This window comes from Burkholderia sp. Bp9099 (genome assembly GCF_003857805.1).
Lineage (GTDB): Bacteria > Pseudomonadota > Gammaproteobacteria > Burkholderiales > Burkholderiaceae > Burkholderia.
In genome coordinates, this window is sequence record NZ_QTPU01000014.1 from 95,914 (window position 1) to 116,836 (window position 20,923).

The following is a 20,923-nucleotide window of genomic DNA, read 5'->3' on the forward strand; positions in this document are numbered from 1 at the left end:
GTAGTCACTTGCTCCTGACAGACCGCGCGGCGGTGGTGCGCGCGGCTCTCGTTGATGCGGTCGTGCGGTGCCTAGCGCGAGCCCGCCGGCTCGGACACGGCGTCCGGATGATGCGTGCGCGCGCGCCGCAGCGTCAAGACGAACAGCGCGCCGCCGGACGGCGCATTGCGCGCGGTCAGCGCGCCGCCCGCGTCGCTCGCGATCGACGACGAGATCGCGAGCCCGAGCCCGAGCCCGCGCCCCATTTCCTTGGTCGTGAAGAACGGTTCGAACAGTCGCGGCAGCAGCTCGGGCGCGATGCCGGAGCCGTTGTCGCGCACCTCGACCGCGAGCGTCGCGACCGACACCGCGATCGTCACTTCGATCGCCGGCGCGGCGACGCCCGCGACCGCGTCGAGCGCGTTGCCGAGCAGGTTGATCAGCACCTGCTCGAGGCGCAGGTCCTCGCAGCGGGCGACGAGTTCCGGATAGTCGCGCGCCAGGTCGAGCGGCGCATCCTGCGCGGGCGACACCGTCGCATCCTGCAGCGTCAGCGTGAGCGCGACGCCGCGCAGCCGGTCGCCGAGCAGCGACAGCACGCTGCGCAGCGCGCGCACGACGAGCGCCTGTTCGTTGCGCGGCTTCGCGCGGCCGACGAACAGCTTCAGCTGGTTGGTGATCTTGCCCATCCGCTCGGTCAGCGCGGCGATCGCCTCGAGGTTCTCGCGCGCGGCCGCCTGCTCGCCGCGATCGAGCAGCACGCGCGTGTTGTCCGAGAAGCTGCGCAACGCCGCGAGCGGCTGGTTCAGTTCATGCGTGATGCCGGCCGCCATCTGGCCGAGCGCGGCGAGCTTGCTCGCCTGGATCAGTTCGTCGTGCGCGGCGCGCAATTCCTGCTCCGCGCGGATCCGGTCGCCGACTTCCTTCTGCAATTGCTCGTTCGCTTCCGACAGGTCGGCCGTGCGTTCCTCGACGCGCCGGTTCAGCTCCGCATACGCCTGCTGCAGCAGCGCGCGGCCGCGGATCATCTCGCGCACGCGCGCGCGGCGCATGCGCCAGTAGAACGCGAGCAACGCGACCGACACGAAGCCGAAGCCCGTGACGATCGTCGCGTTGCGCGCGTCGGCGTCGATGGGCGCGATCGGCGCGAGCGTGACGAGCAGCCAGTCGGGCTCGCCGATCCGCCGCTTGCTGGCGAGGAAACGCGGCGCGCGCAGGCCGGGGCCTACGCCGGCCGCACCGAGGCGCACGATCTCCGCATCGGCGCCGAGCACCTGCTCGACGCGCAGCGGCAGCGGCGTGACGGGCTGCTGCGCGTACTGGCGCGTCTCGTAGATCGACGCGGCGACGGGCCCCGTCAGCGGATGCAGCGTGTGGTACTTCCAGGCGGGCACGGACGACAGGAACACGACGCCGTGATCGTCCGCGACGACGAGCGGCTCGGACGCGTCGGCGCCCTGGAACCATTCGAGATTGAGCTTCACGACGACGACGCCCGCGATCCTGCCGTCGCGCCACACCGGCTGCGAGATGTAGTAGCCGGGGTCGCGGGAGATCGTGCCGATCGCGAAGAAGCGGCCGACCCGGCCGTTCATCGCGTCGATGAAATATGGACGAAACTGGTAGCCGGTCCCGACGAAGCTGTCCGGCGCGCGCCAGTTGCTGGCGGCGACGCACAGGCCGTCCGCGCCGATCACGTAGGTGACGGTTGCGTGCGCGTGTTCGTTGAGGTCTTCGAGATAGCGGTTCGCGCGCGCGGTGAAATCGGCGCGCTTCGGCTCGGCGAGCAGGTCCAGCACGTACGGATGGCTGCCGAGCAGATAAGGCAGCGATTCGTAGCGGTCGAGCGTGCTCTTGAGCGCGTTGGTGGTGCGGTCGACCCGCACCGCAGCGTTGCGCTGCAGCTCGGCGACGCCGCGCTGCCACGTGATGGTCCACGTCAGCGCGCACGCCGCCGCGAGCGCGGCGGCAAGCACGACGAGGATGAGCAGGCGGCGCTTCACGGACGTGACTTCCTGGCGATGCGGATCGCCTATTGTGTCATAGGGCGCCTCGTCGCTGCCCCGGCCGCCGCGCGGCGCACCGCCCGCGGGCGGTGCCGCCGCCTGCTCCTTCATGACGTCAGACGCCGGCCGTCTCGGTCGGCGTGACCTCGCCGCCGCCCTTCAGCGCCTGGCGCAGCTTGTTGCGGTCGAGTTCCTTCTCCCAGGCCGACACGACGACCGTCGCGACGCCATTGCCGACGATGTTGGTCAGCGCGCGGCATTCGCTCATGAAGCGGTCGATGCCGAGGATCAGCACCATGCCCGACAGCGGGATCGTCGGCACGACGGCGAGCGTCGCGGCGAGCGTGATGAAGCCCGCGCCCGTGACGCCGCTCGCGCCCTTCGACGTCAGCATCGCGACCGCGAGCAGCGTGAGCTGCTGCATCCACGTCAGTTCGATGTTCGTCGCCTGCGCGATGAACAGCACGGCCATCGTCATGTAGATGTTGGTGCCGTCGAGGTTGAACGAATAGCCGGTCGGCACGACGAGGCCGACGACCGAACGCGAGCAGCCGGCCTTCTCGAGCTTTTCCATCAGTTGCGGCAGCGCGGCTTCCGACGAGCTCGTGCCGAGCACGATCAGCAGCTCTTCCTTGATGTACGACACGAAGCGGATGATCGAGAAGCCCGTGAAGCGCGCGATCGCGCCGAGCACGACCAGCACGAACACGACCGACGTCAGGTAGAACGTGCCGATCAGCTTGAGCAGCGGCACCAGCGAGCCGACGCCGTACTTGCCGATCGTGAACGCCATCGCGCCGAACGCGCCGATCGGCGCCAGCTTCGTGACGATGTGCACGATGCCGAACAGCACGCGCGTGAGGCCGTCGATGAAGTCGGTCACGACCTTGCCTCGTTCGCCGAGGTGCGCGAGCACGCTGCCGAACAGCAGCGCGATCAGCAGGATCTGCAGGATTTCACCCTGCGCGAACGCGTCGACCATCGTGTTCGGGATGATGTGCATCAGGAAGTCGACCGTCGACTGCCCGTGCGCCTTCGCCGCGTACGACGCGACTTCCTTGCCGTTCAGCGTCGCCGGATCGATGTTGAAGCCGACGCCGGGACGCAGGATGTGCGTGGCCGCGAGGCCGAGCAGCAGCGCGAAGGTCGACACGATCTCGAAGTACAGCAGCGCCTTGCCGCCGACGCGGCCGACCTTCTTCATGTCCTCCATGCCGGCGATGCCGGTGACGACCGTACAGAAGATGATCGGTCCGATCACCATCTTGATCAGCTTGATGAAGCCGTCGCCGAGCGGTTTCATCTCGGTGGCGAGCGACGGATAGAAGTGGCCGAGGATCACGCCGACGATGATGGCGAAGATCACCTGCACATAGAGCACTTTGTAGAAGGGTTTCTTCTTCACGATGGTTCCTGCTGAAGTAGATGATGAGCCGGTGGAAACGGCGTCACGCGCGCAGGCGAATGTCTCAGGGGAGGAGGCATTCGCCCGCGCGGCTGCCGTGCCGCAACAAGCGATGCCTCAGGACATCCGGAGGGGGAGGAAGGCATTGGTCATCGGTTGTCTCCTTGCTTGCTGTAGTAGTTCGGCCGGGGGATGGCCGTGCGCTTTATATCGCAAGGTCGATGCCAGGTTTCCGGAGCCCCTCAAGCCGTTGTTTTCATTGTATTTCTCATAATGCGGCAGGCAAGGAAATCCGGGATTCCGGATTTCCGGAAAATATCCGTCCGGCGATCCGGACGGAGCGATTGTTTCATATGACGAATCAATGCTGCACGGCTTCACCGGCCAGCACGCCCGTCTGCGCATAGAACTCCTGCTGCGCGAACGCGTCGCGCTCGCGACGCGCGCGCTCGCCGCGGTCCGCGAACGAGCCGACGACGATCCCGACGAACGCGAGCGGCACCGACACGAGCGCCGGGTTGTCGAGAAACACCGGCGCGTGCGCGTGGTGCAGCACGTCGACCCACACCGACTTCGACAGCACCGTCAGCGCCACCGCCGACGCGAGGCCGAGGCCGCCGCCGAGCACCGCGCCGCGCGTCGTCATCCCGCGCCAGAAGATCGACATCGCGAGCACCGGGAAATTGGCGCTGGCGGCCACCGCCGCGACGAGGCCGACCATGAACGCGACGTTGACGTGCTCGAACAGGATCGACAGCGCGATCGCGACCGCGGACAAGCCGATCGTCGCCGCGCGCGAGATGCGCATTTCCAGCCGCTCGTCGGGCTTGCCGCGCGCCCACATCTGCGCATACAGGTCGTGCGAGATCGTGGTCGCGCCGGCGAGCGTCAGCCCGGCGACCACCGCGAGGATCGTCGCGAACGTGACGGCCGCGATGAAGCCGTAGAACCAGTTGCCGCCGACCGCCTGCGCGAGCTTCACCGCGACCATGTTCGAGCCGCCGAGCAGGTCGTGCGTCAGGTTGAACGTGCCGTTCGCGCCGAGCCGGAAGAATTCCGGATGCTGCGCGAGCAGCACGATCGCCGAGAAACCGATCACAAACGTCAGCAGATAGAAATAGCCGATGAAGCCGGTCGCGTAGAGCACCGACTTGCGCGCTTCCTTCGCGTTCGGCACCGTGAAGAAGCGCATCAGGATGTGCGGGAAGCCGGCCGTGCCGAACATCAGCGCGATGCCGAGCGACAGCGCGTTGGCCGGATCGCGGATCAGCTTGCCGGGCCCCATGATCGACAGCGCGCCCGGATGCACGGCCACCGCGCGACGGAACATCTCATCGACGCTGAAGCCGAATTCGGCGAGCGCGAGCAGGACGAGCAGCGTCGCGCCGCACAGCAGCAGCACGGCCTTGATCACCTGCACCCAGGTGGTCGCGGTCATCCCGCCGAAGAACACGTAGACGACCATCAGCACGCCGACGATCAGCTCGGCCGTGCCGTACGATAGCCCGAACAGCAGCTGGATCAGCTTGCCCGCGCCGACCATCTGCACGACCAGGTACAGCACGACGATCGTCAGCGCGTTCGCGGACGTCAGGAGCCGGATCGGCCGCTGTGCGAAGCGGTACGCGACCACGTCGACGAACGTGAACTTGCCGAGATTGCGCAGCGGCTCGGCGATCAGGAACATCACGAACGGCCAGCCGACCAGGAAGCCGATCGAGTAGATCAGCCCGTCGAAGCCGAACATGAACACCATCCCGGAGAGCCCGAGGAACGACGCGGCCGACATGTAGTCGCCCGCGATCGCGAGCCCGTTCTGCAGCCCGGTGATACCGCCGCCGGCCGTGTAGAAGTCGCGCGTCGAACGCGTGCGGCGCGCGGCCCAGCGCGTGAGCGCGAGCGTCGCGAACACGAACGCGAAGAACATCGCGATCGCCACCGGGTTCAGCTCGACCTTGTCGGGCATCGGGCCCGCGACGCCGGTCGCGTGCGCGGTGGAGGAAACGAGAACGGCCAGCGCGCCGAGCGCGCTCGAAGTGCGTCGCATGTCGGCCTCCGTCACGAACGCTGCAGGATCGCGTCGACGCGGCGGTCGAACGCACGGTTCGCGCGCAGCACGTAGCACGCGGTCAGCCCGATCGCGACCAGGATGATCGCGACGCCCGCGGCGATCCCGACCGTGGTCGTCGCGCCGCGGTACAGCGGCGCCGCAAGCACGTGCGGCGCGAGCGCGACGAGCAGGATGAAGCCGTAGTACGTGGCGATCATCAGTGCCGTGAGCGTGAAGCTGAAGCGGCGCCGTGCGCGCACGAGCTGCTGGTAGTCACGGCGCGCCGTGACCGATTCGATGACGGAAAGCTCCATGGTGTCTCCAATGTCTCCTCGTCGTTTCGCGAGAAGTGTCTTGTGGATGGCCGGCGCGCCCATCGATCCGCCCGCGCCGTGGCGGCACGTCAATGCGTTACACGACGCGATCCGCGCGCAGTCGCGCGACCTCGTCCGCCGACATCCCGAGCCAGCCGCCGAGCACGTCTTCCGTATCCGCGCCGAGCACCGGCGGCGCGCCGCGCACCGGCAGCCGCGCACCGTCGAAGCGATACGGCGGCGCCAGCACGTCGACGCCGCCCGCGACCGGGTGCGGCTGCCGCGTGACGAGCCCCGCCCGGGTCGCGCGCTCGGAGGTCAGCGCCTCGTGCAGCCCGAGCACTTCGCCGCACGGAATGCCGCCGGCGGCGAGCGCCGCGAGCAGCGTCGCGCGCGGCCGCCGCGCAAGTTCGCCGCGAATCTCCGGCAGCAGCGCGGCGCGGTTCTCCGAGCGGCCGAGATTGGTCTTGTAGCGTTCGTCCGCGGCGAGGTCGGGCCGCTCGATCGCATCGCAGAAACGCGCGAACTGCGTGTTGTTGCCGACCGTGATCACGAGCGGGCCGTCGGCCGCGTCGAACACGCCATACGGCACGATCGACGGATGCGCATTGCCGTAGCGCGGCGGATCCTCGCCCATCAGCAGCGCATCGAGCCCGTAGTACGCGGTGATCATCAGCCCGCAGTCGAACAGCGCCATCTCGATGCGCCGCCCGCGCCCCGTCGCATGACGCTCGTACAGCGCGGCGAGGACCGCCTGCGCCGAATACATGCCGGTGAACAAGTCGACCGCCGCGACACCGAATTTCAGCGGTGGCTGGCCGGCCTCGCCGTTCAGCGCCATCAGCCCGGCCTCGCCCTGCACGACGAGGTCGTAGCCGGGCCGCGCGGCTTCCGGGCCCGAGCGGTCGTAGCCGGAAATCGCGCAATGCACGAGCCGGGGATTGAGCGCGGCCAGCGCGTCGTAGCCGAGCCCGAGTTTTTCCGCGCCGCCGAACTTGAAGTTGTGCAGCACCACGTCGGCCTGCGCGGCCAGCTCGCGCGCGAGCCGCCGCCCTTCGTCGGTCTGCAGGTCGAGACAGATCGAGCGCTTGCTTCGGTTCACGCTGTTGAAGTAGGTCGTTTCGGTGTCGCCGATCCGCAAGCCCCAGTCGCGCGTGTCGTCGCCGCGCGCCGGATGCTCGACCTTGATCACTTCCGCGCCGAAATCGGCAAGCACCATCGCGCACCACGGGCCTGCCAGCACGCGCGAGAAATCGAGCACCTTCACGCCGGCCAGGGGCAACGCGCGCGATTCGTTCGTCATCCTTGTCTCCTCCATTCGCGTCGTTCGTCTTTATTGTTTCGACAGCGCGATGTAGCGCGCGAGATGGTGATCCTCGTCGCCGAGCTGGTGATCGATCATCACGAGCCGCTTCGCGTAATGCGACAGCGGCAGCTCCCACGTCATCCCGATCCCGCCGTGCAACTGGATGCTCTCCTCGGCGACCAGCGTGCCGATCCGGCCGATGGTGTACTTGGCCGCCGCGAGCGCGCGTTCGCGCACCGCGCGCGGCGCATCGAGCTGCGCGGCCGCGTTGATCACCGCCGAGCGCGCCTGCTCGACTTCGAGCAGCAGGTCGGCCATCCGGTGCTGCAGCGCCTGGAAGCTGCCGATCGGCATGCCGAACTGCTTGCGCGTGCGCAGGTAGTCGAGCGTCGCTTCCTTCGCGACGTCCATCGCGCCGAGCGCCTCCGCCGACAGCGCGAGCAGCCCGTAGCCGAGCACGCGTTCGAGCAATGCGGCGCCTGCTTCGTCGTCTTGCGTTTCCGGCACGCCGAGCGCCGCATCGCCCGGCAGCACGACGCGCTCGAAGCGCATCTCGGCCGCGCGGCCGCCGTCGATCTTCTTGTAGTCCCGCAGCGACACGCCCGGCGCGTCGGCCGGCACGACGAACAGGCCGATGCCGGCCGCGTCGTCGTCCTGACCGGACACGCGCGCGCTGACGACGAAGAACGCCGCCTGCGCGGCCTGGTCGACGACGCCTTTCGCGCCCGTCAGCACCCAGCCGTCGCCGGCACGCTCGGCGCGCGTGCGCACGGTCGTCAGTTCGTAGTGCGAGCCCGGCTCGTCGTGCGCGAACGCGGCGCTCGCGCTGCCGTCGATCAGCGCGGCCAGCCGCGCGCGATGCGCGTCGCCGCCGGCCAGCGCCAGCGCGCGACCCGCGAGCAGCGTGCCGAGGAACGGCTCGACCACGAGCCCGCGGCCGAGGCATTCGAACACCACGGCGATGTCGAAACCCGCGCCGCCGAAGCCGCCGTCGGCTTCGGCAAACAGCGCGCCGACCGCGCCGAGTTCGGCGAAGCGCCGCCACATCGCGCGATCGAAGCCTTCGACCGACTGCGCGATGCGGTCGCGCACCGGGAACGCATACCGTTCGGCGATGAAGCGGTTCAACGTGTCCGCCAGCATCCGGCGGTCTTCTGTGTGCTGGAAATCCATCGTCGCGTCCCTCGTTACAGCCCGAGCATCATCTTCGCGATGATGTTCTTCTGGATCTCGTTCGAGCCGCCGAAGATCGACAGCTTGCGATTGTTGAAGTACTGCTGCGCGGCGCTCGCGGCCTCATCCGGGCCGACCGGCTCGCCGTCGTAATCGGCATCGAGCGCTGCGTCGACGAACGGCTGCGCGTACGGCCCCATCGCGCGGCGCATCAGCGCGGTGATCTCCTGGCGGATCTGCGTGCCGCGGATCTTCAGCATCGAGCTTTCCGCGCCCGGCACGCCGCCGCCCGCGACCGCGGCGAGCACGCGCAGGTTGGTCGTGCGCATGTTCTCGAGTTCGATCTCGACGCGCGCGATGCGCGCCGCGAAGAACGGATCGTCGGCGAGCGGCCGGCCGTTCTTCGTGACCTTCGCGGCCACCGCGCGCAGCCGCTCGAGCGCGGCCGTCGAGAAGCCGATCCCGGCGATGTTGGTGCGCTCGTACGTGAGCAGGTATTTCGCGCAGGTCCAGCCGCGGTTTTCTTCGCCGACGAGGTTCGCCACGGGCACGCGCACGTCGGTGAAGAACACTTCGTTCACTTCGTGCTCGCCGTCGAGCGTGATGATCGGGCGCACCTCGACGCCCGGCGTGTTCATGTCGATCAGCAGGAAGCTGATGCCCTCCTGCTTGCGCACGTCGGTCGCGGTGCGCACGAGGCAGAAGATCATGTTCGCGTAGTGGCCGAGCGTGGTCCAAGTCTTCTGGCCGTTCACGACGTAGTGATCGCCATCGCGCACCGCGCTCGTCTTCACCGATGCGAGGTCGGAACCGGCGCCCGGCTCCGAATAGCCCTGGCACCACCAGTCGGTGCCGTCGAGAATGCGCGGCAGCCAGTGGCGCTGCTGCGCTTCGCTGCCGTACCTGATCAGCACGGGCCCAAGCATGTTGACGCCGAACGGCACGATGCGCGGCGCACCGGCGAGCGCGCATTCGTTGTCGAACAGGAACTTCTGCGCGACGCTCCAGCCGGGGCCGCCGTATTCGCGCGGCCAGTGGCTCGCGAGCCAGCCGCGGGCGTTCAGGATTGCGTGCCATTCGCGCATGTCGTCGCGCGTCAGGTGCAGGCCGCCCTTCACCTTGCGCGCGGTGCGCGCGGGCAGTTCGGCGGCGAGGAAGCGCTGCACTTCGGTGCGGAACGCTTCCTCTTCGGGAGTGAAATTGAGGTCCATCGTGGGTCCGTTGCGAATGCGGTGGGCGTTCAGTCGATACGGTTCAGACTCGCGAAATCCGCGCCGCGCCCGACCAGCTCGACGAGCAGCGGCGACGGTTTCCAGAACAGCGGATCCTCCTGCGCGAACGCGCGGATGTCGGCGAGCACGTTCGCGAGGCCGACCGTGTCCGCGTAGTGCATCGGGCCGCCGCGATGGCGCGGGAAGCCGTAGCCGTACAGGAACACCGCGTCGACGTCGAGCGGGCGCAGCGCGATCTTCTCGTGCACGACGTTCGCGCCTTCGTTGATCATCGCGGCAAGGTAGCGGCGCAGGATCTCGTCGTCGGTGAACGTGCGCGGTGCGATGCCCTTCTTCGCGCGTTCGTCGGCGACGATTGCCTCGACTTCGGGGTCCGGCGTGCCGACGCGCGCGCCGTCCGGATACAGGTAGTAGCCGCGCCCCGTCTTCTGGCCGAACCAGCCGCGCTCGCACAGCCGGTCGGAAATCTCCACGTAGCGCGCGCGCGGGTCGCGCGTGGCCGCGCGGCGCTTGCGGGTCGCCCAGCCGATGTCGCCGCCCGCGAGGTCGACGACCTGGAACGGCCCCATCGGGAAGCCGAATTCGCGCACTACGCGATCGATCTGGTACGGCGATGCGCCGTCCTCCATCAGGTAGTCGGCCGCGGTGCGATAGACGGCGAGGATCCGGTTGCCGATGAAGCCGTCGCACACGCCGGCGCGCACCGGCGTCTTTTTCAGCTGTTTGGCCAGCGCGAACGCGGTCGCGACGACGTCATCGGCGACGCGCGCCGGCACGACGATCTCGAGCAGCTTCATCACGTTCGCCGGCGAGAAGAAATGCAGGCCGATCACGTCGGCCGGCCGGTCGGTGCCGGCGGCCAGCTCGTCGATGTCGAGATACGACGTGTTGGTCGCGAGCATCGCGCCCGGCTTGCACGCGCGCGCGAGCTCGGCGAACACTGCCTTTTTCACGGCCATGTCCTCGAACACCGCCTCGATCACGACGTCGGCCTGCGCGAGCGCGTCGTACGACGTGCTGCCCTTGAAGCGCGCGAGGCGCGCCGCGTGCGCGGCCGGCGTCATCCGCCCCTTCGCGACGAGCCCGTCGTATACCTTCTCGACATGCGCGCGGCCGCGCGCGAGCGACGCTTCGTCGCGTTCGATCATCGTCACCGGCAACCCGGCGTCGAGTGCCGCGACCGCGATGCCCGCGCCCATCGTGCCGCCGCCGACCACGCCGATCCGCTCGACCGGGCGCGCGCTCGCGCGGCGCGCCTCGGGCGCCTTCGCGGCCTCGCGTTCCGCGAAGAACGCGTGCACGAGGCCCGCGCGCTGCGGGCTGTCGAGGCACTGCAGGAACAGGCTGCGTTCGAGCTTCATCCCCGCGTCGAACGACAGCGTGAGCGCGGCCTCGACCGCGTCGACGATCTTCGCCGGCGAGAACAGGCCGCGCGACTTCTTCGGCAACTCGGCGCGCGCCGCGTCGATCGCGGCCTGCGCGGCCGCGCGGTCGGCGAGGCCCTGCGCATCGCGCGTGCGCCGAGCCGGCGCGCCGAGCGACACGAGTTCCTGCGCATAGGCGAGGCCTTCGGCGAGCGTGTCGTCGCTGTGCGCGACGCGATCGACGAGGCCGAGCGCGAGCGCTTCGTCGGCGCTCGCGTGACGCCCCGTCAGCATCAGGTCGAGCGCGGCCTGGGCGCCGATCAGGCGCGGCGCGCGCTGCGTGCCGCCCGCGCCGGGCAGCAGGCCGAGCGTGACTTCGGGCAACCCGAGCTTCGCGCCGGGCACCGCGAGCCGGTAATGCGCGGCGAGCGCGACTTCGAGGCCGCCGCCGAGCGTCGCGCCGTGCAGCGCCACCACGACCGGCTTCGCACTCGACTCGATCCGCTCGCAGACGTCGGGCAGCGACGGCGGCACGGGCGGCTTGCCGAATTCGCGGATGTCGGCGCCCGCGATGAAGTTGCGGCCGGCGCCGACGATCAGCACCGCGCGGATCGCGGCGTCGGCCTGCGCGGCGTCGAGCGCGTCGGCAAGGCCGCGCCGCACATCGGCGGACAGCGCGTTGACGGGCGGATGGTCGATCGTGACGACGAGCACCTTGTCGCGCCGTTCGCGCGTGACGGCGCCGGTCTGGGCGGGTTCGGGGGAAGCGGTTGAATTCATCGTGTCTCCATTGCGGTGCGCCATGCGGGCGGGACCGGTCGCCAGGCCGGCGAGCGGCGCCGCTTCCCGATCCCGCGCGGCGGGAAACGATCCGGCGCATGTGCCGGGCATGACTCGATTCTCGATTGATCGAGATTCATTGACAATTCCCGCCCGGCTTTACAAGCTGTCAAGTCTGGCTTGACATTGAATGCTTTCGGACCGCTTCGGGTCCTTAAGCGGGACGGATCAGGAGACACCGGGCATGGACCTGAACGCGCTGACGCTGCTCGTCGAGATCCTCGACGCGGGCAACCTGAGCAAGGCCGCGCAGCGGCTCAAGATGAGCCGCGCGAACGTCAGCTATCGGCTGAACCAGCTCGAGCGCTCGATCGGCCAGCAGCTCGTGCGCCGCACGACGCGCCGCATCGAGCCGACCGAAATCGGGCTGAAGCTGTACGAGCACGGCCGGCGCATCCGCAACGAGCTGCTCGCCGCGCAGGAATCGGTGACGACGCTCGGCCAGGACCTGCAGGGCCGCGTGCGGCTGTCGGTGCCGAGCGGCTACGGGCAGATGGTGATGTCCGACTGGCTGCTCGCGTTCAAGCGGCTGCATCCGGGCATCGTGCTCGACGTGGTGTTCGAGAATCGCGTGGAGGACCTGATGCGCGACGAAGTCGACATCGCGATTCGCGTGATGTCCGAGCCGCCGCAGAACCTCGTCGCGCGCGACATGGGCGCGGTGCGCTACGTCGCGTGCGCGTCGCCCGCGTTCGCGGCCGCGCACGGCATGCCCGCGAGCCTCGGCGCGCTGGCCGCCGCGCCGGTCGTCACCGCGACGGTGCTGGGGCGGCAGCTGCGGATCGCCGCGTACCTCGGCGACGAGCGCCACGAGGTGCTGCTCGAGCCCACGCTGATTTCGGAGAACTTCCTGTTCCTGCGCCAGGCGATCCTCGCCGGAATCGGCGTCGGCATCGTGCCCGACTACGTGATGCAGGACGACATGCGGCGCGGCACGGTCGTCACGTCGCTCGACGCGTATCGTCTCAGCATCTTCGGCACGCACATGTACATGCTCTACATGCCGAACCGGCACCACACGCGTGCGACCGCGACGTTCATAGAGTTCATCCTCGAACAGGCCGGAAAGGCCGGCCGGGGCGGGCCCGGCGGGATGCGTCAGGGTTTCCTGTCGGATGACAATCCGCCGGCCGCACGGCGACAATAGCGCGCCGTCCGTGCGGAGCGCGTGCCGCGCACACGCCGCCTCCTTCGAATTCACTGTCGCCGAGGGTTTCAATGTTCGACCGGATCCGTCCGCATTCGCGTCCCCGGACGCTCGTCGCCACGCTCGCGCTCGTCGCGCTCGTCACGTTCGGCGCCGGCTGCACATCGCCGTCCGCGCCGTCCGCGCCGTCGGGCGCCGTCGTCCCGGTCGCTGCCGCGTCCGGCGCCGCGGTGCCGCTGCCCGGCGTTCACGCGCCCGAACTGGCGTCCGGCTGGACCGACAAGCCGGGCTGGACCTCGCAGCGCTTCATGATCGCGGCCGCGAACCCGCTCGCCACGCAGGCCGGCTACGAGATGCTGAAGGCCGGCGGCACCGCGATCGACGCGGCGATCGCCACGCAGATGGTGCTCGCGCTCGTCGAGCCGCAATCGTCGGGGCTCGGTGGCGGCGCGTTCATGCTGTACTTCGACGGCCGTGCGACGCAGGCGTACGACGGCCGCGAGACCGCGCCGGCCGCCGCGACCGACCGGCTGTTCTACGGCCCGACCGGCCAGCCGATGGGCTTCTACGAAGGTGTCGTGGGCGGCCGTTCGGTCGGCACGCCGGGCGTGCTGCGGATGCTCGACGCCGCGCACCGCGCGCACGGCAAGCTGCCGTGGCGCCGGCTGTTCCAGCCCGCGATCCGGCTCGCCGAGCACGGCTTCACGATCAGCCCGCGCCTCGCGATGCTGATCGCGAACGACAAGTACCTGATGAACGACCCGGCCGCGCGTGCGTACTTCTACAACAAGGACGGCACGCCGAAGGGGGCCGGCACGGTGCTGAAAAACCCCGCGCTCGCGACCGTGCTGCGCCAGGTTGCCGATCGCGGCGCGAATGCGTTCTACACCGGCGCGATCGCGCGCGACATCGTCACGAAGGTGCGCAAGCACCCGACCAATCCGGGCCTGCTGTCGCTGCAGGATCTCGCGCGCTACAAGGCGAAGGTGCGGGCGCCGCTGTGCACCGACTACCGGCGCTCGGTGGTGTGCGGGATGCCGCCGCCGTCGTCGGGCGGCCTCGCGATCGCGCAGATGCTCGGCATCCTCGAGGCGATGCCCGACTGGCAGCAAATCGGCGCGCAGAAGCCGGTGCGCAACGAAGTCGGCTACGAGCCGACGCCGTTCGCCGCGCACCTGTTCAGCGAAGCGGGACGCCTCGCGTATGCGGACCGTGCGCGCTACGTCGCCGATCCGGATTTCGCGCCGCTGCCGGGCGGCAGCTGGGCGAGCCTCGTCGACCGGACCTATCTCGCGCAGCGCGCGCGCCTGATCGGCGACACCAGCATGGGCGTCGCGCAGGCCGGCACGCCGCAGGGCGCGACGCTCGCGCTGGCCGACGACCGCAGCCCCGAATTGCCGTCGACGTCCGACATCGCGATCGTCGACCGCTACGGCCAGGCGCTGTCGATGACGACCAGCGTCGAGGACGCGTTCGGTTCGCGGCTGATGGTGCGCGGGTTCATGTTGAACAACCAGTTGACCGATTTCTCGTTCGTGTCGAACGAGAACGGGCGGCCGGTCGCGAACCGCGTGCAGCCAGGCAAGCGGCCGCGCTCGTCGATGTCGCCCGAGCTCGTGTTCGACCAGAAGACGAAGCAGGTGACGATGATCGTCGGCTCGGCCGGCGGCCCCGCGATCATCAACCACGTCGCGAAGACGATGATCGGCGTGATGGACTGGGGGATGACGATGCAGCAGGCGATCGCGCTGCCGAACGTCGGGTCGATGAACGGGCCGACGCAGCTCGAACGCGGCCGCGTGTCGGACGCGCTCGTCGACGGGTTGAAAGGGCGCGGGCACGACGTGCGGGTCGTCGAGATGAATTCGGGACTGCAGGGGATCCAGCGGCTGAACGTGCAGGGGCAGACGGTGTGGTTCGGCGGGGCCGACCCGCGGCGGGAAGGCGTCGCGATGGGCGAATGACGCCGGCAGGCTGGCGCCTCGATCTCGCGTAGACTGGCACCCTCTGCCCTCGAGGAGCCGCGACGTGAATTCGACGACACTCTTGCTGTATGTCATCACCGTATCCGCCGTCACGGTCACGCCCGGCCCGACGATGCTGCTGGCGCTGAACAACGGCGCCACACGCGGCATGCGCATCGCGGCTTACGGCATCGCTGGCGCCGCGCTGTCCGACCTGATTCTGATCGGCGCGGTCGGATGTGGGCTCGGCGCACTCATGCAAGCGTCGGAACACCTGTTCGTCATGCTGAAGTGGGCGGGCGCCGCGTACCTGCTCTACCTCGCCTGGGTGCTCTGGCGTGCCCCTATGTCCCTGCCGTCGGCCGACGCCGTGCAAGCGGACGGCGCACGCGACGGCCGCTCCGCATTCAAGCGCTCGCTGCTTGTTGCACTGTCAAATCCAAAGGGCTTGCTGTTCTTTTCGGCATTCCTGCCGCAGTTCATCCAGCCCCAATCGAACGTCTCGGCCCAGTACGCAACGCTGGCGATCCTGACGGCCATGATCGACGTCCTGTTGATGGGAATTTACGCGGCAAGTGGCTATCACGCGATGAAGGTCATGTCCGGCAAAGCCCTGAAATGGCTCAATCGCGGCTGCGCCGGCATGCTGGCCGGGCTGGCGGTCGCCCTCAGCCTCTATCGACGCGGCACCGCGACCTGATGCGACGACGACCTCGCCGCGTCGCAACACCCCTCCGCTCACCCCCGCCCCTTCCACGGCACCACCCGCCGCTCGACCCATCGCATCGCGAGATCGAACAGCCACGCGATCGCGCCGATGATCAGAATCCCCATCACAACGATGTCCGTGCGCAGGAAGCTCGATGCGTTGAGCACCATCTGCCCGAGCCCGGCCGTCGCGGCGACCATCTCGGCCGCGACCAGCGTCGTCCAGCCGAACCCGATCGCGATCCGCAAGCCGGTGAGGATTTCCGGCAGCGCGGCCGGCAGCACGACATGGCGCACGATCTGCGGGAAGCTGCCGCCGAGCGAATACGCGGCGTTGATCTGCTCGACGGTTGCCGCGCGCACGCCGGCACGGGCGGCCATCGCGATCGGCGCGAAGCATGCGAGGAAGATCACGACGAGCTTCGCCGTCTCGTCGATGCCGAACCAGATCACGACGAGCGGCAGATACGCGAGCGGCGGCAGCGGCCGGTAGAACTCCAGCAGCGGATCGAGCACGCCGCGCGCGATGCGGCTCACGCCCATCAGGATGCCGGCCGGCACGCCGATCGCAGTGGCGAACACGAAGGCGCCGAACACGCGCGCGGCGCTCCACAACAAATGCTCCGACAACGGCAGGCCGCCCTGGATGCGGCCATGCCACGCGTCGACGAACGCGGCCCACACCGCTTCCGGTGCGGGCAGGAACAACGGCGGCAACCACTGCCGGTGCGTCGCGACCCACCACAGCACGGCCAGCGCCGCGACCGTCGCCGCGCTGAGCGCGGCCGTCCGCCCCTGCCCCGGCAACCGGTAGCGATGCGATGCGCGAGCCGGACGCACCGCGTGACGCTGTCGCGTCGCGCGTTGATCCTGCCCGAACTCCGAGGCTGCTCGATCGGCTGCCAACGATTCCTGCGTGCTCATGTCGACCTGCCTGTGCAAAGTACTGATCCGGCCGCGCCCGACGGACGCGCCCCGTCGCGCGAACTCATGCATCACGCGCGCTCCGCCACCGCCTCGTCGCGATGCAGATACGCGATCAGCCGCTCGCGCCACGCGATGAATTCCGGCGACGACTTCACCGCGCGCGCATCGCGCGATTCGACGTAGCGCCGCGCGAACGGCAGCTCGAACGTCTCCGCGATCCGGCCGGGGCCGGGCGTCATCACGACGAGACGCGTCGCGAGGAACAGCGCCTCCTCGACGTCGTGCGTGATGAAGAACACCGTCTTGCCGGTGCGTGCCCACACGTCGAGCACGAGCGCCTGCATCGTGCCGCGCGTCATCGCGTCGAGCGCGCCCATCGGCTCGTCCATCAGCAGCACGCGCGGATCGCTCGCGAGCGCACGCGCGATGCCGACGCGCTGCTGCATCCCGCCCGACAGCTCGTACACGCGCGCGTGCGCATGCTTGTCGAGCCCGACCAGCGCGAGCATCTCCCGCGCCCGCGCTTCGCGTTCGGCCTTCGACACGCGTGCGAAGCGCAGCCCGAGCGCGACGTTCTCGAGCACGTCGAGCCACGGCAGCAACGCGTATTTCTGGAACACGACGCCGCGATCGGCGCCGGGGCCCGTGACCGGCACGCCGTCGACGCGCACGTCGCCGGTCGTCGGCGCGACGAAGCCGGCCATGCAGTTCAGCAGCGTCGTCTTTCCGCACCCGGACGCGCCGAGCGCGACGACGAATTCACCGGCTTCGATGCGCAGGTCGACGCGCGCGAGCGCCTGCGTCGTCGGCCGGCCGCGTTCGCCGGGATAGTCGACCGATACCTGACGGACTTCCAGCGTGCTCATGATCGAAGGGCTCCGCGACGAGAGGGCTGAACGGCCGCGCTCAGCGCGCGGCCTTCTGCACGAACTGCGGATCGACGCCGGCCGAATAGTCGGACAGCACCGTCTGGATCGTGCCTTGCGATTTGAGGAACGTGGCCGTGGCCGCGAGCGACTTCGCGGCGCCCGATTGCGCGCCGCCGCCGAGCCACGTCGGCGAAGCCTGCTCGGCCGCCGTCGGGAACGCGTAGAGCGCGAGGCTGGCCGGCACGTCCTGCGCGTTCGCGCCGGACACCTTCGCGACCGCCGCGACCTGCGGCGAACCGACCTTCCACGCGGCAGCGTGCGCGCGGTAGTCGGCGTCTGCCGCCGCGAGCACCTTCACGAAGCGCGTGACGAACTCGGGGTTCTCGCGCGCGAACTTGCGGCTCACGACGAAGCCGTCGAAGGTCGACTTGCCGCTTTCCTTCGCAACCTGGCCCGACGTCGTGAGCACGGTGCCCGACTGCTTGACCTTCGCGAGCACCGGATCCCAGATGTAGGTCGCGTCGATGTCGCCGCGCGCCCACGCAGCCGCGACTTCGGGCGGACGCAGGTTGACGATCTTCACGTCGTTCGGATTGACGCCCGCGGCCTGCAGCGCGACGAGCGTATGGAAGTGCGACGTCGACACGAACGGCACGCCGATCTTCTTGCCCTTCAGCCCGGCGACGTTCGTGACGCCCGAGCCGTTGCGCGCGACGAGCGCCTCGGCGTCGTTGATGTTGTCGAGCACCCAGAACAGCGAGATGTCGAGCCCCTGCGACAGGCCGGCCGCGATCGGGCTGGAACCGGCCTCGCCGAGCTGCACGGAGCCCGACGCGAGCGCGCGGATCACGTCGGCGCCGCTGTCGAGCTTGCGGAACGTGACCTTGTAGCCGGTCGCCTTTTCGACTTCACCGCTCGCCTGCGCATAGCGCCACGGCACGACCATGTCCTGGTACGCGATCACGACCTCGCGCGATTCGGCGTGCGCCGCGCCCAGCGCGGCAAAGGCGGTCAGCGCGACGACGGCGCGGCGGACGAAGCTGAAACGGGACATGCGACTCTCCTTCGGAATGCGGGCATTGCTGCGGGAGAGCCGACTTTACGAGCTTTGCGCGCGGCGGGAGCGAACTTATCCTGCGAAGCTATCGATGCCGTTTCAGCTTTGCTTTCCATGCTCGACCGGATTGCGTGTCCGGTCGGGTGACGATTGTGGTGCGGGGACGGGCCGTTGCCGCGCGTCGGTCGATTCGAGATCGTAGCCAACTTGCGGGACGTCTCACGCTCCGCGGATCCAGGGATGAAAAATCGGTCAAAACCACGATACTTCAAAAAAATTCGGATTACAGGGTTTTTAGTACCCGTCTAATTGCTGCGCCCAATGCCACGATGATATTTCTTTGTCCGTTGCGAAAAACGGATAATGAGCATGAAACGGTACTTGCTTAAGGTAGGCGACAAGTCAACTACGGGTGGCATCGTCATCGAGGGGGTAGACAGTTGCACGCATCACGGTACAGCCCTGACTTTTGTTGGCGCTCAAGTCGTTTGTAATGCGTGCCAGTCCACGGGTGTCATCGCGGCTCAAGGTCCTCGTTGGCCCGATCATAAGATGGGCAAAGAACAGGCTCTTGATGGCGACTTGTGCCTTTGCAAATGCCATCCTCCTCCCGTGATGATTGCCTCCCAAACCGATAGCTTTCATAGCTTCGAGTCTCACAATCTCACCGAGATGGGGTACGGACCTTCCGGGCAATCTCTGACGGAAGAGTATCGAGGCAACTGCGATGAGCGCGTGCGCGTGCTCGACGGTAACAATCAACCTGTTTGCAGTTCCCCATATCACATTCGCACGTCAGCAGGGGCGGTCTATAAGGGACTGACGGATTCCCAAGGTTACTGTCCTCGTGTCTACACGAAGGATGTGTCAAAGCTGGACATTGCAGTAGGTCTGCAAGCTCTGGAGCGGTGGGAACAATGAGCAACTTCGTCTATCGAACAACGACAAACGCTACCGCTGACTCCAAGTATGACGTGCTCGGGCATCACATGCCTGCTCGCATTTTCTTCTTTGTTACTGTTGAAGAAGTCGGCAAGGATGGCATGCTGGTCCGTCACACGTACAGCACGATCGACAATCCATATCTGAAGCAACTTGAACTCTCGCCACTTGGCGAGATGCGCGAAGTCTATCCAGAAAAATATGGTCTGTGGAGCAAGGGCGGTCCCAAAGCTCCAGGCAGTGTCGTTGACCACGTGCTGGAATACGACAAGCTAACTTCCTATGCATCTACCAGTAGCATCTATCCTACAGGCACGGGGAGAATGGCGGGCAAGACCGTGTATGTCGACATCGCCAAAGCCAAGCGAGCAGGCGCGAAGCTCGTGACAACCGATGAGATCGTTCAAGCCATCGATAAGTATGCGGCCGAGGCTCGCTCAAAAGACAAGCGGTGGGCGGAGCATATCAAGCAAAAAGTCCTGGCCATGGACAAGGAGGTTCTGGTTCAGCCACGGCCCATGGTGCCCGGTGAAGGCGTGTTCTCGCAGCGTGGCTTGGCTATCAGCCTCGGCATCGTCAAATATGCTCGTGTTGTGCGGGTTGTCGGGCTCGCTTTTACAGGCTATGACCTCTCGGTTGCATCCAATGAATCGATTCGTCTAAAGTCCATTCGTCCTCTGGAAAAGGAAGTCATTCGCCAGGCTGGCGGGTGGGCAGGTAGTTGGGCCGGCGCCGTTGCTGGAGCCAGAGTCGGTGCTACAGCGGGCGCGCTGGTCGGTGTTGAACTCGGGCCTGGCGCCGTAATAACCGGTGCCATCGGTGGCATCCTCTTTGGTGCTGTCGGCTATTTCGGCGGCTCGATGATTGCCGATCAGATTCCAGATAAATGATGAGGAGGGGATGTGTCTTTCTTCAGGCGCAAGGTTGAAGAGTTGCAAACGAAGCGGGCAGAGCGTGAAAGTCTGAAGAGTCTGGAAGACGCCTTTGGAAAGCCACTCGGTGAATTGCAAGCCATTTTCGGTTCCGGCTCGCTCGACCCAAAAAAGCAGCAACTTCCTGCCTACCCCAAGCCGATATATCAAGGCGATGCGGGTATCAATGCTTTTGGGCTGGTTCATCACGTTCAGCCCAGTCAGTTTCCGACTTTGCTCAATCTGGTGCGGCAAGGCAGACAAGAGGTTGCGTATTTTCAGTTCATGCGCGAAGTCGACGGGCAGTCGCTGAGTACCATCATCTCCGCCACATGGAGGTTTTCAGGGCGCGACGTGCGCTTGCTCTCCAACGATGTTGAACTGATTGCCAAGCTCTCGGAGCAAGGCTTCCACCCCGCCGCTCCGTGGATCACGTTGTATGAGTTTGGACCGATTCTGCATATCAGTCAGGGTGATCCTCACTACTGGCTGAACCATGTATGGGACTCGTTCTGGGAAAGCCTGAGCCTGGATGAACAGACGAGCTTTCTGGAAGAGGGCAGGAAAGAGACCGGCGCTTATATCTCAGCCGAGGATTGGGAACTGTGGGTCGAGAGTATCAGAATGCGCGATGTCCGGTTTCGCAAGCTTGAGGACTAAAAGCCCGTGGAAGCGCTGACGAAATCGCTCTTGCGCCAGAAGCCGTTGCTTCACTTCGTCAGGATATCG

Annotated in this window: 17 protein-coding genes; 6 read left to right on the top strand and 11 right to left on the bottom strand. The window is 67.4% G+C overall.

Annotated elements, in window-relative coordinates; all coding sequences use genetic code 11:
• Window positions 1-71 precede the first annotated feature (71 nt).
• The 8 genes from DIE17_RS17980 to DIE17_RS18015 form a co-directional block, all read right to left on the bottom strand.
• Complete coding sequence (locus DIE17_RS17980) at window positions 72-2,096, bottom strand: ATP-binding protein (protein ID WP_124486543.1); 2,025 nt, start codon at window positions 2,094-2,096, stop codon at window positions 72-74.
• 4 nt (window positions 2,097-2,100) lie between these two features.
• Complete coding sequence (locus DIE17_RS17985; RefSeq protein WP_044846742.1) at window positions 2,101-3,390, bottom strand: dicarboxylate/amino acid:cation symporter; 1,290 nt, start codon at window positions 3,388-3,390, stop codon at window positions 2,101-2,103.
• 361 nt (window positions 3,391-3,751) lie between these two features.
• A complete protein-coding gene (locus DIE17_RS17990) occupies window positions 3,752-5,437 on the bottom strand; it encodes a cation acetate symporter (RefSeq protein WP_124520697.1) in 1,686 nt (561 codons plus the stop codon).
• Between the two features lie 11 nt (window positions 5,438-5,448).
• Window positions 5,449-5,754 carry a DUF485 domain-containing protein gene (locus tag DIE17_RS17995; RefSeq protein ID WP_014895931.1) on the bottom strand — a complete coding sequence of 102 codons (306 nt, stop codon included), beginning with the start codon at window positions 5,752-5,754 and terminating at the stop codon, window positions 5,449-5,451.
• A 97-nt stretch (window positions 5,755-5,851) separates the two neighbouring features.
• Complete coding sequence (locus tag DIE17_RS18000) at window positions 5,852-7,057, bottom strand: CaiB/BaiF CoA-transferase family protein (RefSeq protein ID WP_124520695.1); 1,206 nt, start codon at window positions 7,055-7,057, stop codon at window positions 5,852-5,854.
• 30 nt (window positions 7,058-7,087) lie between these two features.
• Window positions 7,088-8,233 (bottom strand): acyl-CoA dehydrogenase family protein, encoded by a 1,146-nt coding sequence (locus DIE17_RS18005; protein ID WP_124520693.1) that lies wholly within the window; start codon window positions 8,231-8,233, stop codon window positions 7,088-7,090.
• 14 nt (window positions 8,234-8,247) lie between these two features.
• Entirely contained in the window at window positions 8,248-9,444 is a 1,197-nt protein-coding gene (locus DIE17_RS18010; protein ID WP_124520691.1) for an acyl-CoA dehydrogenase family protein, read from the bottom strand.
• Window positions 9,445-9,473: 29 nt separating this feature from the next.
• Window positions 9,474-11,609, bottom strand: a complete 2,136-nt coding sequence (locus tag DIE17_RS18015; protein ID WP_124520689.1) for a 3-hydroxyacyl-CoA dehydrogenase NAD-binding domain-containing protein — start codon at window positions 11,607-11,609, stop codon at window positions 9,474-9,476.
• A 244-nt stretch (window positions 11,610-11,853) separates the two neighbouring features.
• Between DIE17_RS18015 and DIE17_RS18020 the strand changes: the two genes are divergently transcribed.
• The 3 genes from DIE17_RS18020 (at window position 11,854) to DIE17_RS18030 (ending at window position 15,480) form a co-directional block, all read left to right on the top strand.
• Window positions 11,854-12,816 carry a LysR family transcriptional regulator gene (locus tag DIE17_RS18020; protein ID WP_124486547.1) on the top strand — a complete coding sequence of 321 codons (963 nt, stop codon included), beginning with the start codon at window positions 11,854-11,856 and terminating at the stop codon, window positions 12,814-12,816.
• Between the two features lie 71 nt (window positions 12,817-12,887).
• Entirely contained in the window at window positions 12,888-14,780 is a 1,893-nt protein-coding gene (gene ggt, locus DIE17_RS18025; protein ID WP_124520687.1) for a gamma-glutamyltransferase, read from the top strand.
• Window positions 14,781-14,844: 64 nt separating this feature from the next.
• Window positions 14,845-15,480: a LysE family translocator gene (locus DIE17_RS18030; protein ID WP_124520685.1), complete on the top strand. Its 636-nt coding sequence runs from the start codon at window positions 14,845-14,847 to the stop codon at window positions 15,478-15,480.
• Between the two features lie 38 nt (window positions 15,481-15,518).
• On the opposite strand, the gene DIE17_RS18035 is transcribed toward DIE17_RS18030, so the two are convergent.
• Genes DIE17_RS18035 through tauA form a run of 3 tightly spaced genes read right to left on the bottom strand, consistent with a single transcriptional unit; the run spans window position 15,519 to window position 18,338 of the window.
• Window positions 15,519-16,484 (bottom strand): ABC transporter permease subunit, encoded by a 966-nt coding sequence (locus DIE17_RS18035; RefSeq protein ID WP_124520764.1) that lies wholly within the window; start codon window positions 16,482-16,484, stop codon window positions 15,519-15,521.
• On the bottom strand, window positions 16,484-17,281 hold the full coding sequence (locus DIE17_RS18040; RefSeq protein WP_044846750.1) for a taurine ABC transporter ATP-binding protein: 798 nt from the start codon (window positions 17,279-17,281) through the stop codon (window positions 16,484-16,486). The genes DIE17_RS18035 and DIE17_RS18040 overlap by 1 nt, the downstream gene beginning before the upstream one ends.
• 40 nt (window positions 17,282-17,321) lie before the next feature.
• Window positions 17,322-18,338: a taurine ABC transporter substrate-binding protein gene (gene tauA, locus DIE17_RS18045; protein WP_124486550.1), complete on the bottom strand. Its 1,017-nt coding sequence runs from the start codon at window positions 18,336-18,338 to the stop codon at window positions 17,322-17,324.
• 372 nt (window positions 18,339-18,710) lie between these two features.
• On the opposite strand from tauA, the gene DIE17_RS18050 reads away from it, so the two are divergent.
• From DIE17_RS18050 to DIE17_RS18060, 3 genes are read left to right on the top strand one after another with little or no spacing between them, the layout of a single operon-like run.
• Window positions 18,711-19,262 (top strand): PAAR domain-containing protein, encoded by a 552-nt coding sequence (locus tag DIE17_RS18050; protein WP_124486551.1) that lies wholly within the window; start codon window positions 18,711-18,713, stop codon window positions 19,260-19,262.
• The gene (locus tag DIE17_RS18055) at window positions 19,259-20,173 is read left to right on the top strand and encodes a glycine zipper family protein (protein WP_124486552.1); all 915 of its coding nucleotides are present in this window, start codon (window positions 19,259-19,261) and stop codon (window positions 20,171-20,173) included. Before DIE17_RS18050 ends, DIE17_RS18055 begins: the two co-directional genes overlap by 4 nt.
• Window positions 20,174-20,185: 12 nt before the next feature.
• Window positions 20,186-20,854, top strand: a complete 669-nt coding sequence (locus DIE17_RS18060) for a hypothetical protein (RefSeq protein ID WP_124486553.1) — start codon at window positions 20,186-20,188, stop codon at window positions 20,852-20,854.
• Window positions 20,855-20,923: the final 69 nt, after the last annotated feature.

Bases quoted from the DNA above. Each gene is read 5' to 3' on its own strand.
- DIE17_RS17990 (WP_124520697.1), bottom strand. From the start codon at position 5,437: ATGCGACGCACTTCGAGCGCGCTCGGCGCGCTGGCCGTTCTCGTTTCC.
- DIE17_RS17995 (WP_014895931.1), bottom strand. From the start codon at position 5,754: ATGGAGCTTTCCGTCATCGAATCGGTCACGGCGCGCCGTGACTACCAG.
- DIE17_RS18015 (WP_124520689.1), bottom strand. From the start codon at position 11,609: ATGAATTCAACCGCTTCCCCCGAACCCGCCCAGACCGGCGCCGTCACG.
- DIE17_RS18000 (WP_124520695.1), bottom strand. From the start codon at position 7,057: ATGACGAACGAATCGCGCGCGTTGCCCCTGGCCGGCGTGAAGGTGCTC.
- DIE17_RS18050 (WP_124486551.1), top strand. From the start codon at position 18,711: ATGAAACGGTACTTGCTTAAGGTAGGCGACAAGTCAACTACGGGTGGC.
- DIE17_RS18010 (WP_124520691.1), bottom strand. From the start codon at position 9,444: ATGGACCTCAATTTCACTCCCGAAGAGGAAGCGTTCCGCACCGAAGTG.
- DIE17_RS18040 (WP_044846750.1), bottom strand. From the start codon at position 17,281: ATGAGCACGCTGGAAGTCCGTCAGGTATCGGTCGACTATCCCGGCGAA.
- DIE17_RS18035 (WP_124520764.1), bottom strand. From the start codon at position 16,484: ATGCATGAGTTCGCGCGACGGGGCGCGTCCGTCGGGCGCGGCCGGATC.
- DIE17_RS17980 (WP_124486543.1), bottom strand. From the start codon at position 2,096: ATGAAGGAGCAGGCGGCGGCACCGCCCGCGGGCGGTGCGCCGCGCGGC.
- DIE17_RS18005 (WP_124520693.1), bottom strand. From the start codon at position 8,233: ATGGATTTCCAGCACACAGAAGACCGCCGGATGCTGGCGGACACGTTG.
- DIE17_RS18020 (WP_124486547.1), top strand. From the start codon at position 11,854: ATGGACCTGAACGCGCTGACGCTGCTCGTCGAGATCCTCGACGCGGGC.
- tauA (WP_124486550.1), bottom strand. From the start codon at position 18,338: ATGTCCCGTTTCAGCTTCGTCCGCCGCGCCGTCGTCGCGCTGACCGCC.
- ggt (WP_124520687.1), top strand. From the start codon at position 12,888: ATGTTCGACCGGATCCGTCCGCATTCGCGTCCCCGGACGCTCGTCGCC.
- DIE17_RS18055 (WP_124486552.1), top strand. From the start codon at position 19,259: ATGAGCAACTTCGTCTATCGAACAACGACAAACGCTACCGCTGACTCC.